Genomic DNA, 21,074 nt, shown 5'->3' with positions numbered 1-21,074 from the left:
AAATAAGGGGAAATCTATGAATGCTACCGCTTGTTTACTCATTTTCGCGGCGTATTTGATCGGCTCTATTTCGAGTGCCGTTATTTTTTGCCGCCTCGCCGGTTTGCCCGATCCGAGAGAAAACGGTTCGCACAACCCCGGTGCAACCAATGTGCTGCGGGTCGGCGGCAAACTCTCGGCGTTAGGTGTGTTGTTGGCGGATTTATTAAAAGGAATGCTGCCCGTTGCGCTCGGATTCTATTTGGCACTCCCCGCCTCATCGATTGGTTTTATCGCCCTCGCCGCCTGCTTAGGTCATATTTTTCCGATTTTCTTCCGCTTTCGAGGCGGTAAAGGGGTTGCCACCGCCTTTGGTGCAATATTGGCGATCAGCCCTGTGGTCGCAGGTATCAGCTTACTCACTTGGCTTGCCGTCTTTTTACTTTTCGGTTACTCGTCATTAGCCGCAGTAGTAACCGCTTTGACCGCCGCTTTCTATATTTGGTGGGTGCAACCGGCATTTACCTTCCCCGTTGCGTTGGTCTGTTGCTTACTGATTTATCGCCACCACGATAATATCCAACGTTTATGGCGTGGGCAGGAAGATAAGCTATGGCAAAAACGCTGATTAGAGGTTTAAGCTAATATCCCGCCGATCCGCAAACGATTGGGTCAGGGTTGTACCGTCCACCATTTCCAACGCACTACCGAACGGAATGCCGTGCGCAATGCGGCTGACTTTGACATTATGAAACTGGCAGATTTCGGCAATATAATTGGTTGTCGCTTCCCCTTCAATCGTCGGGTTAATCGCAATAATCACCTCGTGGAACGACTCCTGCTCCAACCGTTGCTGCAACAGATCCAAGCCGATTTCCCGTGGGCCAATGCCGTCTAATGGCGACAAATGCCCCATCAACACAAAATAACGCCCTGAAAATTGCCCCGTCTGCTCAATCGCCGGAATATCGGACGGTAACTCGACAATACAGAGCTGCCCGCTCATTTGGCGGCGGGGATTTTGGCAAATTGCGCATTCCTCTTCTTCAGTAAACGTACGGCACGATTGGCAATGCCCGATATGGCTCATCGCCTCACTCAATGCCTTTGCCAAATTCGCACCGCCACTGCGGTTACGTTGCAATAAGTGATACGCCATACGTTGGGCGGATTTCGGGCCAACCCCCGGTAATACCCGTAGGGCGTCCATTAAATTTTCGAGTAAAGGGCTTGTTTGCATAAACTTGAATTGAACATCAGCATAGAACAGAACGGCGTAATGCCGTTCAATCAAGACTAGAAAGGAAACTTCATTCCCGGTGGTAACGGCATACCGGCAGTAACAGATGCCATTTTTTCTTTTTGCATTTCATCGGCACGGCGTACCGCATCGTTGAATGCCGCCGCAATCAGATCTTCCAACATCTCTTTGTCATCCTCCATCAGTGAAGGATCGATTTCAAGCCGACGACAATTATGCGCCCCGTTAATGGTAATTTTGACTAAACCTGCCCCCGATTCGCCCGTTACTTCAAGTTGTGCGATCTCCTCTTGCATCTTTTGCATACGCTCTTGCATTTGCTGAGCTTGCTTCATCAAACCGCCTAAGCCGCCTTTTCCAAACATAGTGTGTCCTCAATGAACATTAAAAATTAAAGAGTACCATTCTACTGAACCCTTTAGTTCGGTGCAAGCGGTCAGTTTCGTGGTTTTTTTTACCAAAAAGATTAAGGCAAACATCACTTAACGCTTACGGCTTGCTTTTTTTGAGCGGCATAAAATGCTAAAGTAGCGTCTCTCTTTGGCAACTCTGCGATCACAATGGCAAAACAAGTAAAATACGAACCGATAATCGTTGTGGCAAACGGTTTACTACGGCTTTTAGGAAATTGTGTGAAAATAGCCAGCTACGGCTTTCACGCTCTTTTTCCTCAAAAACGCTTCACAATCCCTGAATTTAGTGCGGCGAAAATCACGTCCCGTCAGCCAAGTCGCATCACCAAAACCATTTGGCAAACCAATTACAGTAATCGGGTAACCCTGCCGGTTTATTGCAATTACCTCTTAAACCGCCTGCTTTCATTAAATTACGACTATCGCTATGTCAGCACAGAAGCCCGGGAAGCCTATCTCCAAGCCAATGCCGATGCCCGCACGTTCCACGCTTACCAACAACTCACGGACGGTGCCGCCCAAGCAGATTTTTGGCGGATTTTCACCCTCTACCAAGAAGGCGGAGTGTATATGGATATTGACGGGCATTTAGTTTGGAATTTAGCCTCTATCATTGATCAAGACGACAGCGAAGTGGTGATTACCCGCCGCGACAAATACACTAATTTTTTCTTAGCCAGCGAAAAAGGCAACCCATTTTTAAAAGAGACATTAGCGATCATCATCGACAATATTGAACAACGGAAGATCGACGGCGGCGTATTTCACCTCACCGGCCCCGTTACCCTAAATCAAGCGTTGCAGGGGAAAAGCGTCAATGCCCGCCGAGATAAAATCACCTGCGCACAAGGCACGTTTACCAACGAACATTTTCAATATATGGACAAAAAAATGGGCAAATGGAATCACGCTAAAAACGAAGATCTGCTCAAATAACCGTTGCACATTTCGACGTATAACCGACCGCTTGTATGAAAACCCTCGATCCGATTATGGAACAATTTTTGGATAGTCTGTGGCAAGAACACGGGCTATCTCAAAACACGCTCGCCTCTTATCGTTTGGATTTAACCGCCTTTGCCGCTTGGCAAAATACTCCGCAGCAATTTTTAACTCTGGACAGCACCGATCTACAACATTTTTTAGGGGAACGCTTAACGCAAGGTTATAAAGCAAGTAGTTCGGCACGAATGTTAAGCTGCTTACGCAAATTTTTCCGCTTTTTATGTTTGGAAAAATACCGTCAGGACGACCCAAGTGCCACGCTTATTTCACCACTCAAGCCGGCACATTTGCCTAAATCGTTAAGTGAAGAACAGGTTTCGGATCTCCTCAATGTACCGAATACCCAAGACCCGCTCGAACTGCGGGATAAAGCGATGCTGGAGCTGCTCTACGCCACGGGGCTGCGAGTAAGCGAGCTGGTCTCTCTCACTATGGGTAACTTAAGTTTACGGCAGGGGGTAGTGCGTATTATCGGTAAAGGCGATAAAGAACGGCTTGTGCCATTAGGCGAGGAAGCGAGCTATTGGATCAATCAATTTTTTGAATATGGACGGGCTGCTTTGCTGAATAATGCCCAATCGGACGTGGTGTTCCCCAGCCGCTTGGGGAAACAGATGACCCGCCAAACTTTTTGGCATCGGATCAAACATTACGCCCTGCTCGCCGGCATTGAGAGCGACAAACTCTCGCCCCACGTTTTACGCCACGCCTTCGCCACCCATTTGGTTAATCACGGCGCAGATTTAAGGGTGGTACAAATGCTGCTGGGGCATAGCGATCTCTCCACCACCCAAATTTATACACAGGTGGCAAAAGCCCGTTTGAAAACCTTGCATCAACAATTTCACCCAAGGGGATAAGGCTTTGGTTGGTTTTAACTATCAGATTTATTTCTCGGCTTTGTAATTTGGTAGTGCCAAACCAATACGGATTTATGGCATAATCCTGTCGTTCTATTATCCCGTCCTGTTGAGGAAAAAATGCAATCTCGTTTTTCACCGTTTAGTTGGGCATTAGCGTTATTCTGCTTACCAAGCAGCCTATGGCCGTTAGCATTATTAGTCTCGCCCAAATTTTCCGAACACCCGCAATTAACCGCCACGCAGATCGATCTGTTTTCCATCACATTTTGGGTTTACCCCTTTGTTTTGCTTACTGTGGCAGGTATTCTCTACAAAGTGCACAAAACACATCAAAACCTCGCCCGAGGGCTGCTGATCTTAGCCTTTCTCGGTTTTTATGCGCTGTGTTTTCACATTATCAGTTATATCTAATCCGCATAAAAAAACCGACCAAGCGGTCGGTTTTTAGCCTAAATATGCAATTAAAGAATATCCAATAATTCCACTTCAAAAATCAGCGTGCTAAATGGCGGAATAGATGCGCCCGCACCTCGTTCACCATAGGCTAATTGATGCGGAATGGTTAAACGCCATTTTGAGCCTACCGGCATCATTGTTAAGGCTTCAATCCAGCCGGCAATCACGCCGTTTACCGGAAATTCTGCCGGCGTGCCACGTTGGACGGAGCTGTCAAACACCGTACCATCGATTAAAGAACCGGTGTAATGCACCCGCACTTTATCGGTTTTTGCCGGCACTTTGCCTGTCCCTTCGGTTAAAATTTCATATTGTAAACCACTTTCTGTTTCTTTCACCGTTGCGTGTTTTTTATTTTCCGCTAAAAAGGCCTGCCCTTCTGCTTCCAACGCTTTAAAGGCTTCCGCTCTGTTCGCTTCCGCACGTTGTTGCAACGCCTGCAATGCTTTCGTTACTACATTGATGTCTAGCGCCGGCTGATTTTCGTTTAACACATCAAAAATCCCTTTGAATACTGCGTCCAACTCAAGATCTAAGCCACTGCCGAGCAACTGTTGCCCGATTTGTAAACCAATCCCGTAGCCGCCCTGCGCTTCTACGCTCTCTAATGAAATTGCGTCTAAATTAAGTGCCATAATCGTTCCTTATTAAAAATGAGTGATTTATATGGCGTTAAATTGCTGAAATACAAGGGCAAGCGGGCAGTTTTCTATGATTCTTTGCAAAATTCAATGGTATCGCAACGGAATAAAACAGGATTTTGGACGTATTTCAGGGACGCACGCCGTACGTCCCTAGATTGCTAATACGTTTTTTTAGATATTGGCTAGGCTGAATTACGCCAACTCGGCACGCAATTTTTTAGTTACGTCCATCATTACTTGTAATTGAGCAACGGTTTCCTGCCAGCCACGGGTTTTTAAGCCGCAATCCGGATTCACCCACAAACGTTCTTTCGGCACAACATTTAAAGCTTTACGCAATAAATGCTCGATCTCTTCGGCACTCGGCACGCGTGGGCTGTGAATATCGTACACGCCCGGCCCGATGTCGTTCGGGTATTGGAAATCACCAAAGGCAGTGAGTAATTCCATATCGGAACGTGAGGTTTCGATTGTGATCACATCGGCATCTAAGGCAGCAATTGCCGGCAGAATATCGTTAAATTCCGAATAGCACATATGGGTGTGAATTTGGGTATCGTCTTGGCAGCCCATTGAACTTAAACGAAACGCTTCGCCCGCCCATTGCAAATAAGCGTCCCAATCCGCCCGCTTGAGCGGTAAGCCTTCACGGATTGCCGGCTCGTCAATTTGGATAACCTTAATGCCGGCTTTTTCGAGATCTGCAACTTCGTCCGACAACGCGACTGCAATCTGTTTACACACTGTGGCACGCGGCAGATCATTACGCACGAACGACCATTGTAAAATCGTTACCGGTCCGGTCAGCATTCCTTTCATCACTTTTTGGGTAAGACTTTGGGCATATTGAGACCAACGTACCGTCATCGGCGCAGGACGGGAGACATCGCCGTAAATGACAGGTGGTTTGACGCAGCGTGAACCGTAACTTTGCACCCAGCCAAATTTGGTAAAGGCAAAACCGTCCAGCAATTCACCGAAATACTCCACCATATCGTTGCGTTCCGCTTCGCCGTGCACCAGCACGTCCAAATCCAATTTTTCCTGCTCACGCACCACATACTCAATCTCTTTCTTCATTGCCGCTTCGTAATTCTCAAGGCTCAGATCACCTTTCTTGAAAGCGGCTCTCGCCAAGCGGATTTCCTTCGTTTGTGGGAAAGAACCGATGGTGGTGGTCGGGAAAAGCGGTAACTTGAGCCACGCATTTTGCAACTTAATCCGCTCGCTAAACGGCGATTGGCGCTGGTCGGCATTCTGCGGTAGATTTGCCAAACGCGCTGCTACGTCAGAACGGTGAATTACGCTGGAATTTGCCCGTCTATCCGCAGCGGCTTGGCTGGCGGCAAGGGCGTCTGCTACTGCGGCGCGACCTTGGTCTAACGCCGTTTTCAGCACATTTAATTCGTCCACTTTTTGCAAGGTGAAGGCTAGCCACCCATACAGATCACCATTTTGAGCTTTTAACTGCGTTTCGACACTTAAATCAAACGGTGTATGCAATAATGAACAACTTGGTGCAATCCACAAACGCTCGCCGAGTTTGGCTTTGAGCGGTTCAAGCACGTCAAGCACGCTATTCAGATTCGCCCGCCAAATATTACGCCCGTCAATCACACCAGCAGACAACACTTTATCGTAATCGGCAAAGGCGGCTAATTGTTGCGGCGCACGCACTAAATCAAGGTGTAAACCGTCCACCGCCAAATTTTTGAGTAAATCGGCGTGTTCTGCAACCGAGCCGAAATAGGTGGCGAGTAATAATTTAGCATTGACGTTACTCAATTCAGCATAGACCGCTTGATAGGCTTCCAACCACTCTGGCGGCAAATCTAAGGCTAAGGCAGGTTCATCAATTTGAATCCATTCCGCACCTTCTGCCGCAATAGCCTCTAAAATCTCACGATAAACCGGCACTAATTGGGTTAATAATTCAAAGCGGTTAAAGGCTTCTCCTTTCTCTTTGCCGAGCCATAAGAATGTTAAAGGCCCGACAATCACCGGCTTAACCTGTAAGCCCAATGCTTTCGCTTCCCGAATCTGATTTACATAATGCGCCGGATTAGCTTTGAATTGAGTCGCTTTGGTGAACTCCGGGACGAGGTAGTGATAGTTGGTGTCGAACCATTTGGTCATCTCAATCGCAAATTGAGTTTTGTTCCCCCGTGCGAGTTGGAAATATTGGTCAAGGGTGAGATTTTGGCTGTCAAAGCCGAAACGAGCAGGAATAGAACCGGTTGCCACTTGCAAATCCAAAATATGATCGTAAAAAGTGAAATCACCGACTGCTACAAAATCGGCGTTGGCTTGCGCTTGGTGCTGCCAGTTTTTTTCCCGCAATGCACGGGCAAGATCGCATAAATCCTGATCACCAATTTCTTGCCGCCAATAACGCTCTTGGGCAAATTTCAGTTCACGCTTTGCACCGACACGAGGAAAACCGAGGATATGGAATGTTGTCATTGTAATACTCCTAAATATGATGTTGTTCATTATTTTAGCCATTTAGACGGCTAAACTCTTGAATAGAAGCATACGTTTTTTTCTGCATTATGCAACTTCATAATTTTCAAGATCATTATGAATATTTTTAATAATCTATTTTGCAGTATTTCGGCTATGATTATCGTAATTCCAATGTTGCCAAATAGCTTTTTTGGTCGGGTTGTTGTTGGCATAAAGGCTGTTATCTTTTTTGTGGGCGTTGCCGTAGTCAAAACCCAGCTCGAGAGATCCGTCTTGCTATAATTCAATGCCGGCTAAACGTATGTCGAAAATGTCGTTATAGACCTCTTTTTTGCTATCACGGTTGCTAACGTAGGCTTTTTTGTTGTAATCATAATAGTAAGAAAATGCACCGCCTTCTTCAGTATTACGGGTAACGGCAAGGGAGAGTTTACCAATGCCGAGATCAATATTTTCTACCCCGGCACCCGGGCCGGAAATGTCCCAATAGTAGAAGTCGTTCATATGAACATCGTGGCGTTGATAGAAGCGTTTACCTGCCCAAAGCGTTGCGCCCGGTAGGCTGTCGGCGAAATTTTTGAACTGTACGTTTAATTCACGCAAAGCAGGGCTGGTTGCTGTCCAGTCGTTATTATGTAGCGTACCGCCGTAGGCAACATTGGAATCCAGATAGATGGATTTTTCGCCCGCTTTATACAGCTCTTTACCCAGTTTAAATTCGGCGTATGTGTCCGATTCATTGCCCAAACGATATTTTGACCCGCCACCGTTCACGGTGAAAGCAGATTGCTCACCGCCACCGGATGTCCAGCCGATCCCCGAACGGGCATAGCCGTGAAATTCAAGAGCAAAGGTCGAGCTGGAAGCAACAATGCCGGCAACTAAGAGGGATAAATGGGTTTTGTTAATATTCATAGAGAAGCTCCTTTAGCTTTTATTAAAATTTTGGGTAAAGAAACCCCTATTCATTTATTTTCATAAATGAACCTTAAATAAATAGGGGACGTTTTACACTATGAAAAGGTTATACGCCGAGTTCTTTAAAGAGACGGCGGCAGGCATTGCCGTTTTCTTTGAAAAGGTGGCAACGGTTCGGGTTGATGCCGATAGCCATTGTGTCGCCCTCTTCAACCAACACAATATCGTTTTGGCGATAGACAAGGCTCTGTTTGATGGCAGGCAGCTCGACATAAATTTGGGTTTCGTTACCCAGTTGCTCAACCACTTTTACCGTGCCGCTGATGTTAATTTCGCTCTGCTCGCTTGGCAGCAAGTGTTCCGGGCGGATACCGAGCGAGAGGTTGTCGCCGATTTTCACGCCTTGGCTGTCCACCGGTACCCAGAAATTGAGGTTATTCGCATCCGGCACTTCGATTTTTACGCCATCCGCTTTGACATCAATCACTTTGACAGGTAAAAAATTCATTTTCGGCGAGCCGATAAAGCCCGCAACAAAGCGGTTTGCCGGATAATGATAGAGTTCGAGCGGTTTGCCGACTTGCGCCACATTCGTTGCAATTTTTGTGCTGTTTCCGAGCGGTTGTAATACCACAATTTTATCGGCGAGCGTCATTGCTTCGACTTGGTCGTGGGTAACATAAATCATTGTGCGACCGAGTTTTTTGTGCAGTTTGGAGATTTCGACCCGCATTTGTACCCGTAACCCGGCATCTAAATTGGACAGGGGCTCGTCCAGTAGGAACACATCCGGTTGGGAAACCAACGTTCGCCCGATCGCAACCCGCTGGCGTTGTCCGCCGGACAACTCTTTCGGTTTACGTTGTAGTAAATGTGCCAGTTGCAGAATTTCGGCGACTTGATTGACCTTTTGTTCGATATCGGTTTTCGCCGCCCCTGCCAGTTTTAGCCCGAACGACATATTTTCCGCCACGGTGAGATGAGGATAGAGGGCGTAAGATTGGAAGACCATTCCGATATTGCGTTTTGCCGGCGGGACATCATTCATTCGGGTATCGCCGATGAATAAATCGCCGGTGCTGATCTCTTCTAAGCCGGCAATCATTCTGAGCACGGTGGATTTTCCGCAGCCGGAAGGGCCGACAAACACCACAAATTCACCCTCTTTTATCTCTAAGTTAATATCCCGAGAAATATGCACATCACCGTAGGATTTTCCGACTTTCACTAATCTCACATCTGCCATAGTTACTATCCTTTTCGATTTAATTTGAGTTTTGGGCTTAGCTTACCCGCCAAAGTAGGATTTGAAATCATACTTTTGTAAAATTTTTTGGCAATTTAAATGGAAAATTTTGTGTGAAGATTTGTGATTTAGATCACAATTTAAGCGCATTTTTTTGTGATCTCGCTCTCATTTTGAGGTTTTTTCGGTTAAAGTGTGAAGTCGATCACTAATTCTAGGCAGAGGGGGGGAGGGAGGGGGATGATGAACTCAACCTTGAAATTTTTCATTATTCAGAACGTAAAACGTTCTTCCAATCACGTCAAAATGAGGAAAATCCGATGAGAAAACTTACAAATACAGCGTTAGCCGTCTTTGCCGGACTTGTGATGGCACAGGGTGTCAATGCGAAATTAGTCGAAGGGCAATTAAATGTGTGGATCAGCGCCGATAAAGGTTATAACGGTTTGGCGGAAGTCGGTAAAGCATTTGAAGCCGAAACGGGGGTGAAAGTCTTGGTTGAGCATCCGGGCAAACTTGAAGAATTATTCCCGCAAGTGGCGGCAACCGGTGATGGCCCGGATATTATCATTTTTGCCCACGACCGTTTTGGCGGTTATGCACAAGCGGGCTTATTAGCCGAAATTCATCCGGACGCTGCTTTTAAAGCAAAACTCTCCGATATTGGTTGGAATGCCACCAAATATAACGGTAAGCAAATTGCCTATCCGATTGCGCTAGAGTCTCTTTCGCTTATTTATAACAAAGATTTAGTGCCGACCCCGCCGAAAACGTGGGAGGAAGTGGAAGCCTTAGATAAAGATCTCAAGGCGAAAGGCAAAAGTGCGATTATGTGGAACTTAGCCGAACCCTATTTCAGTTGGCCGTTGATTTCGTCCCAAGGGGCGTATGCATTTAAAGTAACCGCTAATGGCTACGATGTGAAAGATATTGGCGTGAACAACGAAGCGGCACAAAAAGGCTTGCAATTTGTCGCGGATTTAGTGAATAAAAAAGTGCTTAACGCCGATACGGATTATTCTGTGGCGGAAGCCTCGTTCAACAAAGGGAACACGGCAATGACGATCAACGGTCCGTGGGCGTGGGCAAATATTGAGAAAAGCGGTATCAATTACGGTGTTGCTGTCTTGCCAACCTTAAACGGCCACGCCGGCAAGCCGTTTGTCGGCGTATTAAGTGCGGCGGTAAATGCAGCCAGCCCGAACCAAGATTTAGCGAAAGAGTTCTTAGAAAATCACGTCCTCACGGATGCCGGCTTAGAGACGATCAACAAAGATGCACCGTTGGGAGCGGTAGCATTGAAGAGCTATCAAGAAAAACTGGCGGCTGACCCTCGCATTGCGGCGACAATGGAAAACGCACAAAACGGTGAAATTATGCCGAATATTCCGCAAATGAGCCGTTTCTGGTATGCCGAAAAAGCGGCGATCGACAGTGTGGTTAATGGTCGCCAAAGCGTGAAAGCGGCGTTAGATGAAGCGCAAGCGAAAATCGAAAAAGAATAATGATCTTTTTGACAAAGGTTTCCCCCTGACTAAAGGGGGATTTCGACACATTTATTCAAGTTTAATGGTATGTTGATCCCCTTTGCCGTTCTTGAAGCGGGCATTTAATCTATACTCGGATTCCTATAAAAATAAGGAAAACACAATGCAATCCTCAATCTTACCTTCATCGTCCGCTTGGACGAAACGCGTCTTAGTCGGACTGCTTTATTTAATTGCCTTTTATCTGGTGTTTACCATCTACTTACAGGGTGAAATTCTGTTTGCCTTAGTTACGCTCGTGTTAGTAACCGCCGGCATTTATGTGTTTAGCTCGCAAAAGGCTTACCGCTGGCGTTATCTTTTCCCCGGTGTATCGGCAATCGGTATTTTTGTCGTCTTTCCGTTACTTTGTACGGTAGTGATTGCCTTTACCAATTATAGCGGCTCCAATCAACTTTCGTTTGAGCGGGTGGTTAGCCAATTAAAAAGCCAAACCTATTTTTCCGGTGAACGTTTTGATTTTAAATTACTGGATAACGGGCAGGGGCAGCATCAAATGGCACTGCAAAATACGCATTTGCAAAAAATCTATCTTTCCGACCCGCTTGTCTTGTCGGATTTAGCGACAGACATCAAGGTGGCGGAAGTTGCCGAGCTGCCGAGCTTGCCGGTTGCCCCATTGAAAGTTATCACCCAAAACCGTCAAGCATTGCAAAATGCCAATGTGGTGTTACCGAGCGAAGAGAGATTGACGATGAGTTCGTTACGCCAATTTTCGCAGCAGAGCGCCCGCTATCATTTTGACGAAACCACCGAGATTTTGACCAATCAAGAAACGGGCGAGCGTTATCAGCCGAATAACTATATCGGCTTTTTTCAACAAATTGACGAGCAAGGGCAGTTTAGTGCCAAACGCTTGGAGCCGGGTTATACCGTCGGGGTCGGTTGGCAGAATTTCATCAAAATTTTAACCGATGAAGGCGTACAGAAACCCTTTATCCAAATTTTTATCTGGACGGTCATTTTTGCCCTGCTCACCGTGGTGTTTACAACTTTACTCGGAATGATCTTCGCATCGTTAGTCCAGTGGGAAGCCTTGAAAGGCAAAGCGGCTTACCGTTTACTGCTTATTCTGCCGTATGCTGTGCCGGGCTTTATCTCCATTTTGGTGTTCAAAGGTTTATTCAACCAAAGTTTCGGCGAAATTAACCTGATTTTAGACACCCTGTTTGGGATTCGCCCTGAATGGTTTAATGATCCCTTCCTTGCCAAAATGATGTTGTTAATCGTCAATACCTGGTTAGGTTATCCGTATATGATGATCGTCTGTATGGGCTTGTTGAAAGCGATCCCGCAAGATCTCTACGAAGCCTCGGCAATTGACGGTGCAAGCGTATGGCAAAATTTCATCAAAATTACGATGCCGATGTTGATTAAACCGTTGATGCCGCTAATGATTGCCAGCTTTGCGTTTAACTTCAATAACTTCGTCTTGATCCAGCTCTTAACTCAAGGGCGTCCGGCAATGATCGGCACGAGTACACCGGCAGGGCATACGGATTTATTGGTGAGCTATACCTACCGTATCGCCTTTGAAGGCAGCGGCTCGCAAGACTTCGGCTTAGCAGCAGCGATTGCGGTAATCATCTTCTTACTCGTAAGTGGCTTGGCATTATTCCAAATTCGTCTAACCAAGTTACAACAGGATTAACCCTTTTGAGAGCGGGGCAAAATCCTGCCCCCTTAACCATTTTTAATAGGAAAGTCTTATGGCGATTGTTCAACCGAAATCAATGAAAGTGCGTTTATTCGCCACTCATCTTTTTCTGATCGGCTTTTGTGCGCTGATTATGTTTCCGTTACTGATGATTTTAGGCATATCCCTGCGTCCCGGTAACTTAGCGTTAGGGGAAATTATCCCTAGTCAAATTTCGCTCGAACACTGGAAATTGGCACTTGGCTTTAGCGTAACCAATGCCGACGGCAGCGTTACGCCACCGCCGTTCCCGGTGCTATTGTGGCTATGGAACTCGGTGAAAGTCGCGGGGGTAACGGCAATTATTACCCTGGCACTGTCCACCACCGCCGCTTATGCCTTTGCCCGCCTGCGGTTTGCCGGTAAATCAATGTTGCTGCAAAGTATGTTGATTTTCCAAATGTTTCCGGCGGTGTTATCGCTGGTCGCCCTCTATGCCTTATTCGACCGCTTAGGGAATTATGTGCCGTTTTTAGGATTGAATACCCACGGCGGGGTGATTTTCGCCTATCTAGGCGGGATTGCAATGCACGTTTGGACGATCAAAGGCTACTTTGAAACGATCGACAAATCCCTCGAAGAAGCCGCCGCCCTAGACGGCGCAAGCCCGTGGCAAACTTTCCGCTTAATTTTATTGCCGTTATCCGTGCCGATTTTGGCGGTAGTGTTTATCCTCGCCTTTATCTCGGCGATTATTGAAGTGCCGGTTGCCTCGCTCTTGCTGCGTGATGTGAGCAATTACACCTTAGCGGTGGGAATGCAGCAATATCTGCACCCGCAAAATTATCTGTGGGGCGACTTCGCCGCTGCCGCTATTCTGTCGGCAATCCCGATTACGTTGGTCTTCATTATTGCGCAACGCTGGTTAGTGGGCGGTTTAACCGCCGGTGGTGTGAAAGGTTAGTTACACGGACGGGCGGACATTCAGTTTGCCCGCTTTAAGCGAAATAGGACATTAGAATGAAATATACTCACCCTTTTCTGTATCGTTATTTTGTTGATGAACACGGTCGCCGAGTTTATGCTGATCCAAAGGTTTACCACGATATCAGCGCTTTGCTCGGTTTGCCAAAAAGTCGCCGGATCTTACCGCTTGTGAAGGTGGTCAAACAGGGCGAACCGGTGTTTATCCCGTTGTTTGTGGCGGATCGTACCCGCAAAATCCACGGACATTACCAACTTAGCCTTGAAAACGGCGAACAGCTTTGCGGCAAAATTAAGCGCAATAGTATTGAATTGCCCCGTGATCTCCCGTTGGGCTATCATCAACTGACATTATCCGGACATAGCGCTCAATGTCGCCTTATCGTTACGCCTAAAACCGCATTTCAGCCCGCCGAATTGCAGCAAAAACAGAAGTTATGGGGGGCAATTTTACAGCTCTACACCCTACGTTCCGAGCAGAATTGGGGGATTGGCGATTTTGGCGATCTGCAACAGTTTCTCACCAAAATTGCCGAAAAAGGCGGTGATTTTGTCGGTTTAAACCCGATTCACTCGCTTTTTCCGGCAAATCCGGCAGGGGCAAGCCCGTACAGCCCATCTTCTCGCCTCTGGCAAAATATTATTTATATTGATGTGAACCAAGTTGATGCCTTCCAACAAAGTGATGCGGCACAGCAGTGGTTTCACTCCGCCGAGGTTCAGCAGCAATTACAAGCCACGAGAGCCAGCGACTATGTGGATTATGAACAGGTTATGCGGTTGAAGCTGACCGGCTTGCGTTTTGCCTATCAACAATTCAAACAGCAGCCCCAAGCCGAATTTGAACGCTTTATCGCCGACAATGGCGAAACCTTGAAAATTCAAGGCACGTTTGATGCCTTGCATCAGTGGTTGAGCGAGCAGTTTAGCGAACAATGGGGCTGGAATTGCTGGTTGGCAGAATATCAGGACTATCGCACCGCTTGCGTAGCAAAATTTCAAACGGAACAGGCGGATTTAGTCCGTTTCTATATGTGGCTGCAATTTATTGCCGAGCAGCAACTCAAAGCCTGTAATGATACCGCGCAACAGCTCAATATGCCGATCGGCTTTTATCGGGATCTGGCGGTTGGCGTGGCGGATAACGGTGCTGAAACGTGGGCGGATAAAGATCTCTACGTTTTAGGTGCTTCGGTCGGCGCACCGCCGGATATTATGGCACCGCAGGGGCAAAATTGGGGGCTTTCGCCGATGCACCCTGAAGTATTACAAGCGAGAGGCTATCAACCTTTTATTGATTTACTGCGTGCCAATATGAAACACTGCGGCGCATTACGTATCGACCATATTCTCGGTTTTGCTCGAATGTGGTGGGTAGCGAAAGGCGAATGTGCCAAGAACGGTGCTTATGTGCAATATCCGCTGGAAGATTTACTCTCGATTTTGGCATTAGAGAGCCAACGCCATCGGTGTTTGATTATCGCCGAAGCCTTAGGCACAGTGCCGAAAGGAATGCTGGAAAGCCTTGCGGCAAAAGGCATTTTGGCTTACAATATTTTCTATTTTGAGTACGATCAACACGGCAGCAAACCGTTGGCGCATTATCCTTATTCAGCAATGACGACCCTAAGTACCCACGATTTACCAACCGTCAAAGGCTACTGGCAAGGTTATGATTTTGAATTGGGGCAAAAATTCGGCGTGTACCCAAATGAAAAGGTGTTGGAGATCTTAAAGCGGACACGCCGGCACAATAAGGTGGATATTCGCCGTGCCGTTGAGCAATCGGGGCAGGCGTTAGAAGCCGACAGCGACAATGTTAGTCAAACCTTCAACCACCAATTACAAAGCTATGTGGCGGCGACTAACAGTGCCTTGTTCGGCACGCAGCCGGAAGATTGGCTGAATATGCTCGAGCCGGTCAATATCCCCGGCACAAGCACCGAGTACCCGAACTGGCGGCATAAATTAAGCAAAACCACAGCGGACATCTTTGCCGACGCAGATATTCAAACCCTGCTCGCCGAGATTGAACAGAAACGCAAAGGCTAACCGGTATTCGATTATCCCCATCTGCTATTGTCCGTTCGGGCAAAATTAACGTACAATGCTCAAGACAGTTTCTCGGAGCATTGTATGTTAGCTGATATTTTAACCGTTTTAGTTGCCGTAGAGCATTTCTACATTCTCTATTTGGAAATATTTGCCCTTGATAGTGCGGCGGCACGGCGGATTTTCCGCCTTGATGACAGCGATCTTGCCAACCCGAAAATCCGTACGCTGTTTGCCAATCAAGGCTTGTACAACGGCTTTCTAGGCGCAGGGCTGGTGTTTTCACTCTGGATTCAGCAACCTCTCGTGATTGATTTCTTTCTTATTTGCGTTATTATCGCGGCTGTTTACGGTGCGTTCACCGCTAATCGCAGCATTTTATTCAAACAAGGCTTGCCGGCGGTGCTGGCGTTCATCGCTCATTTATGGAGGTGTTGAACGCTAACAAGCGGTCGGATCATCAGCCGTTTTTGCAAAAGGAGCAACAATGTTGAAACTTTATGTTAATCCCCCGAAATCCTCGTGGTCGCTACGGGTTTGGATTTTATTGAAACAATGCGGTATTCCGTTTGAGCAGATCAATGTTGCCTACCTTGATGACAAAGCCGCCCAACGCACGCAATTTCTCACCTTTTCGCCCACCGCTAAAATTCCCGTTCTGCATTATCAAGATCACATTATTTGGGACAGCCTTGCGATTGTTGAATTTATCGCCGAACATTACCCGCATATTTGGGCGCAGGATTGGCAGGCACGGGCGTGGTCTCGCTCGGCGTGTGCGGAAATGCACGCTGGATTTGAGCATTTGCGAAATATTTGTGATTTCCGACCGCTTGATCGGGTAGAATTAGCGGATATTACGCCCGAACTGGCTGCGGAACTGGCAAGATTGGACGCACTTTGGCAGCAAGGGCTTACCCGATTTGGCGGAGACTTCTTGGCGGGCGACCGTTTTACGGCGGTAGATGCGTTTTTCGTCCCCGTTGCGCTGCGGATTGAAACCTACGGCTTGCATCGTTAAGTTATCAGCAACGCTTGCTCGGTTTGACAACCTTAGCCGAGTGGCTGGCGGCAAAGTAATAGGGTGCTTAGATAAAATGAGTAAACTGGCTATTCAGCCCGAACATTTGGCGATCGTCAAAGGGATTTTACAACGGGAAATTCCCCAATATACCGTTTGGGCATTTGGTTCGAGAGTGAAAAATACCGCTAAACCCTACTCGGATTTAGATTTGGCGATTATAAGCGAGCAACCGCTAAATTTAGCCACATTAGCCAATTTAAGCAAGGCATTTTCGGAATCGGATCTGCCGTGGAAAGTGGATATTGTCGATTGGGCAATCACAAGCGGTCGGTTTAGGGAGATTATTTGTAAACAGTATGTGGTGTTGCAGGGATAACTGTTTGCATATATGCAATGTTTGATTTAGATGACAGAAAATAAATTAACCCATATTTCTATATTATCGACTTTGGTCAGCTTAGTCGTTTTCATATTGCTCTCACCGGAAGGGGAAGAGCGTATAATATTATTTTCTTTAATGTTTCCATCATTGCTCATTTATTTAAAATTCAGTATTAAGATGTATATATCGGCAATAATATCGCTTACGCTAATATATATTGCTAATTTAACATTGATCTGGTTTAGCGATGATCCCGCAGCAATAATGGCGCTTTTGCTGTTCTTTTATGTTGAAATAACATTATTTTTGCTCTCCCTATTACTGCTTTGTTTTAAACCTAAAACCTTAATGGGTCGTCCCACATCTTCTTATTTAAGTGGTGTCTATATAGTATTGGCCTCGTTAATTCTACTAATACTAGGCTTTACGGTTTTGAAACTTATTTTTGGAAGTCATTAGAGCACAATACGAAATAGAAATATAGAAAAGAGAATAATTTGAATAGTAAAAATATCAATAATTGAAAAATTAAAAACAAAATAGGAGCAAAAAATGTTACAAAAAGGCGATATTGGCGTCATCGGTTTAGCCGTAATGGGTCAAAATTTAATTTTGAATATGAACGACCACGGATTTAAGGTTGTTGCATATAACCGTACCACAGCGAAAGTGGACGAGTTCTTAGCAGGCACAGCGAAAGGCACGAACATTATCGGGACATATTCGTTGGCGGATTTGGCTGACAAATTGGAAAAACCCCGCAAAGTAATGTTAATGGTGCGTGCCGGTGAAGTGGTCGATCAATTTATCGAAGCGTTACTGCCACACTTAGAGCAGGGCGATATTATCATTGACGGCGGTAATTCCAACTATCCGGATACCAACCGCCGTGTGAAAGCGTTGGCGGAAAAAGGCATTCGCTTTATCGGTTCGGGCGTGTCGGGTGGTGAAGAAGGCGCAAGACACGGGCCGTCCATTATGCCGGGCGGTAACGAAGAAGCGTGGCAATATGTGAAGCCGATTTTACAGGCGATCTCTGCCAAAACCGATAAAGGCGAACCATGCTGCGACTGGGTCGGCAAAGAAGGAGCAGGACATTTCGTCAAAATGGTGCATAACGGTATTGAGTATGGCGATATGCAGCTTATTTGTGAGGCCTACCAATTCTTAAAAGACGGTTTAGGGTTAAGCTATGATGAAATGCAAGCCATTTTTGCCGAGTGGAAGCAAACCGAACTGGACAGCTATCTGATTGATATTACAACGGATATTTTAGGCTATAAAGATGAGGACGGTACCCCGCTTGTTGAAAAAATTCTCGACACCGCTGGTCAAAAAGGCACGGGCAAATGGACGGGGATCAATGCGTTAGATTTCGGTATTCCGCTCACCTTAATTACCGAGTCCGTATTCGCCCGTTGCGTCTCTTCTTTCAAAGATCAACGCGTAGCGGCGGAGAAATTGTTCGGTAAAACGATTGGCAAAGTGGAAGGCGATAAAGCGGTTTGGATTGAAGCGGTACGCAAAGCCTTACTCGCCTCAAAAATTATCTCTTACGCACAAGGTTTTATGTTAATTCGTGAAGCCTCTGAAAACTTCGGTTGGAATATCAACTACGGCGCAACTGCATTATTATGGCGTGAAGGGTGCATTATCCGCAGCCGCTTCTTAGGCAATATTCGTGATGCTTACGAGGCAAATCCGGATCTGATTTTCTTAGGTTCGGACGATTACTTCAAAACTATTCTCGAAAATGCGTTAAGCGATTGGCGTAAAGTGGTGGCAAAATCGATCGAAGTCGGTATTCCAATGCCGTGTATGGCATCGGCGATTACCTTCTTAGACGGCTACACGTCAGCCCGTTTGCCGGCAAATCTACTGCAAGCTCAGCGGGATTATTTCGGGGCGCACACCTACGAACGTACCGATAAACCGCGCGGCGAGTTTTTCCATACCAACTGGACAGGGCGCGGCGGCAATACCGCTTCAACAACGTATGATGTCTAATTAGCCGAAACGAAAAGGGATTGAATGGTGTTCAATCCCTTTTATGTTTTATATTGTGCTAATCAAACGAATGCCACTACGCCCATCATCACATCAAAGCCCAATCTATTTTAGCAGTGCTACTTCGGCAGCCGTGTAAAAAATCGGGCGGAACTGACCGCTTGTATTAGGAATACATCGCCTCAATTTGCGTACGGTAGCGTTCCAAGATCACTTTGCGCCGCAGTTTAAGCGTTGGGGTGATTTCCTCCATTTTGGTGCTGAATGCTTGCGGCAATAGGGTGAACTTTTTGATCTGCTCAAAGCCGGCAAGCTCTTTTTGCAATTCGTTGATCCGCTTTTCAAACATCTGAATAATATCGGAATGTCTGATTAGCTCCAAACGATCCTGATATTTAATATTTAACTGTCTGGCGTAATCTTCAAGGCTGTCAAAACACGGCACAATCAGTGCGGAGACATATTTCTTGGCATCGGCAATCACCGCAATTTGCTCGATAAATTTGTCTTTCGCCAGCTTGCCCTCAATGTATTGCGGTGCAATATATTTGCCGTTGGAGGTTTTCATCAGCTCTTTAATCCGATCGGTGATATAAAGATTGCCCTCTGAGTCCATTTCGCCGGCATCGCCGGTTTTGAGAAAACCGTCTTCGGTAAAGGCTTGGGCAGTTTCCTGCGGTTTTTTATAGTAGCCACGCATTACCGAGCCGCCTTTGACTAAAATTTCATTTTCGGCACTGATTTTGACCTCTAAATTCGGCATTGGCGTGCCGATAGAGTGCGGATTGAAATGATTTTCCGCCCAGCAGGAAATGGTTGCCGTGGTTTCCGTCATTCCGTAGCCTAATTTCACATTCACACCGATGCTGTGGAAAAAGAGCGCAATAGACGGCTCAAGTTTAGCCCCGCCGCAAGGCATCATTCGGATACGTCCGCCGAGCAAAGCCCGCAATTTTGAGAGTACCAGTTTATCGGCTAAACGGTGCTGCCATTTTAGCCAAGGGGACGGTGATGAAGCACGGAAATAGTGCTCACCCACTTTCACCGCCCAGTGAAACAATGCACGACGATGAAGCGGGGCTTTTTGCACTTTATCCCATACCGCCGTGTAGATTTTTTCGTAAAGACGAGGGACGGCGCACATCAAGGTCGGCTGGGTTTGCTCAAGGGCTTGGCGAACTTGGTTGGTGTCTTCCAAGTAGCAATTTACTGCGCCACGGTGGAAAACATAAGCAATCCACGCTCGCTCGAAAATGTGCGAAAACGGCAGAAAAGAGAGGGAGACATCATTTTCATCGACATTGGGTAGGGCTAAATCGTGGGCTTGGAGCTGGTGGGCAAGGTTGGCGTAATCCAACATTACCCCTTTAGGCTCGCCCGTCGTGCCGGACGTGTAAATCAAGGTGAAGAGATCGGACAGTTGTTTGCCGGCTAAACGTTGTGCGAGCAACTGTGGCTGCGGCGCAACGTTGATGAAATCGTCCCAATGGCACGCAAGGGGGTGTTGGTTCAGTGCAATATCCGATTTCATCGCCACAATTTTGGTTAATTGTGAACAGTTGTGCGCTATTTCGATTGCGAGGTCAAATTGCTCTTGATCACCGACAAACAGGATTTTAATGTCGGCATCATTGATAATATATTGCAGTTGTTTAGCAGTGTTGGTGGCATAAATCGGTACGGCGACTGCTCGAATTTGCATTGCGCCGATATCGGTGATCGTCCAACGGGGCATATTGTGGGCAAAAATGCCAATTTTGTCTTGAATATCAATATGTTGTGCGAGTAGTGCGTAAGAGAGGCAGTCGATTTGTTGCTGGAAATGTTGCCAGCTCATTTCCTGCCATCGCCCGTTTTCGATAAATTTTAATGCGGTACGTTGCGCCAGTTTTTGTGCCTGCTCACGTACCCGATTAACAAAATGCAATGCTAATGATGCCATTTTGTGTCCCTTATTATTTCAGCTTACAAATGTTCGCTAATATAATGCTTTGCGAAGAAAAAAGCTATAAAAATATGAACAGTTGTAAGCTGAAATGAGAAAAGAGTGTATCAAATGAGAGCTGAAAGCAACAAGCGGTCGGTTTTTTGAGGGGATTGCGGTATTATGTAGCAAATGCACAAAAATAGACATTTTAACAGAATGTAGGGACACACTGCGTGTGTCCTTTATAAAAATCAAATTATTTCA

The 21,074-nt window shown here is 46.5% G+C and carries 18 protein-coding genes and 1 pseudogene; 12 read left to right on the top strand and 7 right to left on the bottom strand.

All coding sequences use genetic code 11. The features are described from left to right. The first annotated feature begins 16 nt into the window (after window positions 1-16). Entirely contained in the window at window positions 17-607 is a 591-nt protein-coding gene (plsY, locus tag RO21_RS07790) for a glycerol-3-phosphate 1-O-acyltransferase PlsY (protein WP_047977237.1), read from the top strand. Here plsY and recR read toward each other — a convergent pair whose 3' ends face one another. Together recR and RO21_RS07780 are read right to left on the bottom strand one after the other, a co-directional pair. Then, window positions 608-1,219 carry a recombination mediator RecR gene (gene recR, locus RO21_RS07785; protein ID WP_047977246.1) on the bottom strand — a complete coding sequence of 204 codons (612 nt, stop codon included), beginning with the start codon at window positions 1,217-1,219 and terminating at the stop codon, window positions 608-610. A gap of 56 nt (window positions 1,220-1,275) precedes the next feature. After that, window positions 1,276-1,605, bottom strand: coding sequence for a YbaB/EbfC family nucleoid-associated protein (locus RO21_RS07780; RefSeq protein WP_047977236.1), 330 nt, complete (start codon window positions 1,603-1,605; stop codon window positions 1,276-1,278). Window positions 1,606-1,800: 195 nt separating this feature from the next. Here RO21_RS07780 and RO21_RS07775 point away from each other — a divergent pair, with 195 nt between their 5' ends. From RO21_RS07775 to RO21_RS07765, 3 genes are all read left to right on the top strand, one after another. Beyond that, window positions 1,801-2,589, top strand: coding sequence for a glycosyltransferase family 32 protein (locus tag RO21_RS07775; protein ID WP_047977235.1), 789 nt, complete (start codon window positions 1,801-1,803; stop codon window positions 2,587-2,589). A gap of 35 nt (window positions 2,590-2,624) precedes the next feature. Further along, window positions 2,625-3,518, top strand: a complete 894-nt coding sequence (xerD, locus tag RO21_RS07770) for a site-specific tyrosine recombinase XerD (RefSeq protein ID WP_047977234.1) — start codon at window positions 2,625-2,627, stop codon at window positions 3,516-3,518. A gap of 120 nt (window positions 3,519-3,638) precedes the next feature. After that, window positions 3,639-3,932: a DUF5389 family protein gene (locus RO21_RS07765; RefSeq protein WP_047977233.1), complete on the top strand. Its 294-nt coding sequence runs from the start codon at window positions 3,639-3,641 to the stop codon at window positions 3,930-3,932. 50 nt (window positions 3,933-3,982) lie between these two features. Here RO21_RS07765 and RO21_RS07760 read toward each other — a convergent pair whose 3' ends face one another. The 4 genes and pseudogenes from RO21_RS07760 to malK form a co-directional block, all read right to left on the bottom strand. Then, entirely contained in the window at window positions 3,983-4,612 is a 630-nt protein-coding gene (locus RO21_RS07760; RefSeq protein WP_047977232.1) for a BamJ family beta-barrel-assembly machinery protein, read from the bottom strand. Between the two features lie 201 nt (window positions 4,613-4,813). Then, window positions 4,814-7,084 carry a 5-methyltetrahydropteroyltriglutamate--homocysteine S-methyltransferase gene (metE, locus tag RO21_RS07755; protein ID WP_047977231.1) on the bottom strand — a complete coding sequence of 757 codons (2,271 nt, stop codon included), beginning with the start codon at window positions 7,082-7,084 and terminating at the stop codon, window positions 4,814-4,816. A gap of 192 nt (window positions 7,085-7,276) precedes the next feature. Next, window positions 7,277-8,002: pseudogene (locus RO21_RS07750) on the bottom strand (carbohydrate porin); the annotation flags it as partial. A gap of 109 nt (window positions 8,003-8,111) precedes the next feature. After that, on the bottom strand, window positions 8,112-9,251 hold the full coding sequence (malK, locus tag RO21_RS07745) for a maltose/maltodextrin ABC transporter ATP-binding protein MalK (protein ID WP_047977230.1): 1,140 nt from the start codon (window positions 9,249-9,251) through the stop codon (window positions 8,112-8,114). A 320-nt stretch (window positions 9,252-9,571) separates the two neighbouring features. On the opposite strand from malK, the gene malE reads away from it, so the two are divergent. The 8 genes from malE to gnd all read left to right on the top strand — a co-directional run bounded on the left by malE (window position 9,572) and on the right by gnd (window position 18,883). Then, window positions 9,572-10,756, top strand: coding sequence for a maltose/maltodextrin ABC transporter substrate-binding protein MalE (gene malE / locus RO21_RS07740; protein WP_047977229.1), 1,185 nt, complete (start codon window positions 9,572-9,574; stop codon window positions 10,754-10,756). A 145-nt stretch (window positions 10,757-10,901) separates the two neighbouring features. Continuing rightward, a complete protein-coding gene (gene malF / locus RO21_RS07735) occupies window positions 10,902-12,449 on the top strand; it encodes a maltose ABC transporter permease MalF (RefSeq protein WP_047977228.1) in 1,548 nt (515 codons plus the stop codon). Window positions 12,450-12,507: 58 nt separating this feature from the next. After that, a complete protein-coding gene (gene malG, locus RO21_RS07730; protein WP_047977227.1) occupies window positions 12,508-13,398 on the top strand; it encodes a maltose ABC transporter permease MalG in 891 nt (296 codons plus the stop codon). A 56-nt stretch (window positions 13,399-13,454) separates the two neighbouring features. Then, on the top strand, window positions 13,455-15,470 hold the full coding sequence (malQ, locus tag RO21_RS07725; protein WP_047977226.1) for a 4-alpha-glucanotransferase: 2,016 nt from the start codon (window positions 13,455-13,457) through the stop codon (window positions 15,468-15,470). Between the two features lie 84 nt (window positions 15,471-15,554). Then, complete coding sequence (locus RO21_RS07720; RefSeq protein WP_047977225.1) at window positions 15,555-15,908, top strand: DUF1304 domain-containing protein; 354 nt, start codon at window positions 15,555-15,557, stop codon at window positions 15,906-15,908. Window positions 15,909-15,957: 49 nt separating this feature from the next. Then, window positions 15,958-16,491: a glutathione S-transferase family protein gene (locus tag RO21_RS07715; protein ID WP_157019692.1), complete on the top strand. Its 534-nt coding sequence runs from the start codon at window positions 15,958-15,960 to the stop codon at window positions 16,489-16,491. 76 nt (window positions 16,492-16,567) lie between these two features. Then, window positions 16,568-16,870 (top strand): nucleotidyltransferase family protein, encoded by a 303-nt coding sequence (locus tag RO21_RS07710; RefSeq protein ID WP_047977224.1) that lies wholly within the window; start codon window positions 16,568-16,570, stop codon window positions 16,868-16,870. Between the two features lie 558 nt (window positions 16,871-17,428). Next, window positions 17,429-18,883: a decarboxylating NADP(+)-dependent phosphogluconate dehydrogenase gene (gnd, locus tag RO21_RS07700; RefSeq protein WP_047977222.1), complete on the top strand. Its 1,455-nt coding sequence runs from the start codon at window positions 17,429-17,431 to the stop codon at window positions 18,881-18,883. A gap of 166 nt (window positions 18,884-19,049) precedes the next feature. Here gnd and RO21_RS07695 read toward each other — a convergent pair whose 3' ends face one another. Continuing rightward, on the bottom strand, window positions 19,050-20,825 hold the full coding sequence (locus tag RO21_RS07695) for an AMP-dependent synthetase/ligase (RefSeq protein ID WP_047977221.1): 1,776 nt from the start codon (window positions 20,823-20,825) through the stop codon (window positions 19,050-19,052). Between the last annotated feature and the right edge of the window lie 249 nt (window positions 20,826-21,074).

This window comes from Muribacter muris, from assembly GCF_001038205.1.
GTDB classification, from domain to species: Bacteria; Pseudomonadota; Gammaproteobacteria; order Enterobacterales; family Pasteurellaceae; genus Muribacter; species Muribacter muris.
Note: the sequence above shows the minus strand (reverse complement) of the source record. Positions and strands in the feature narration are given on the sequence as shown.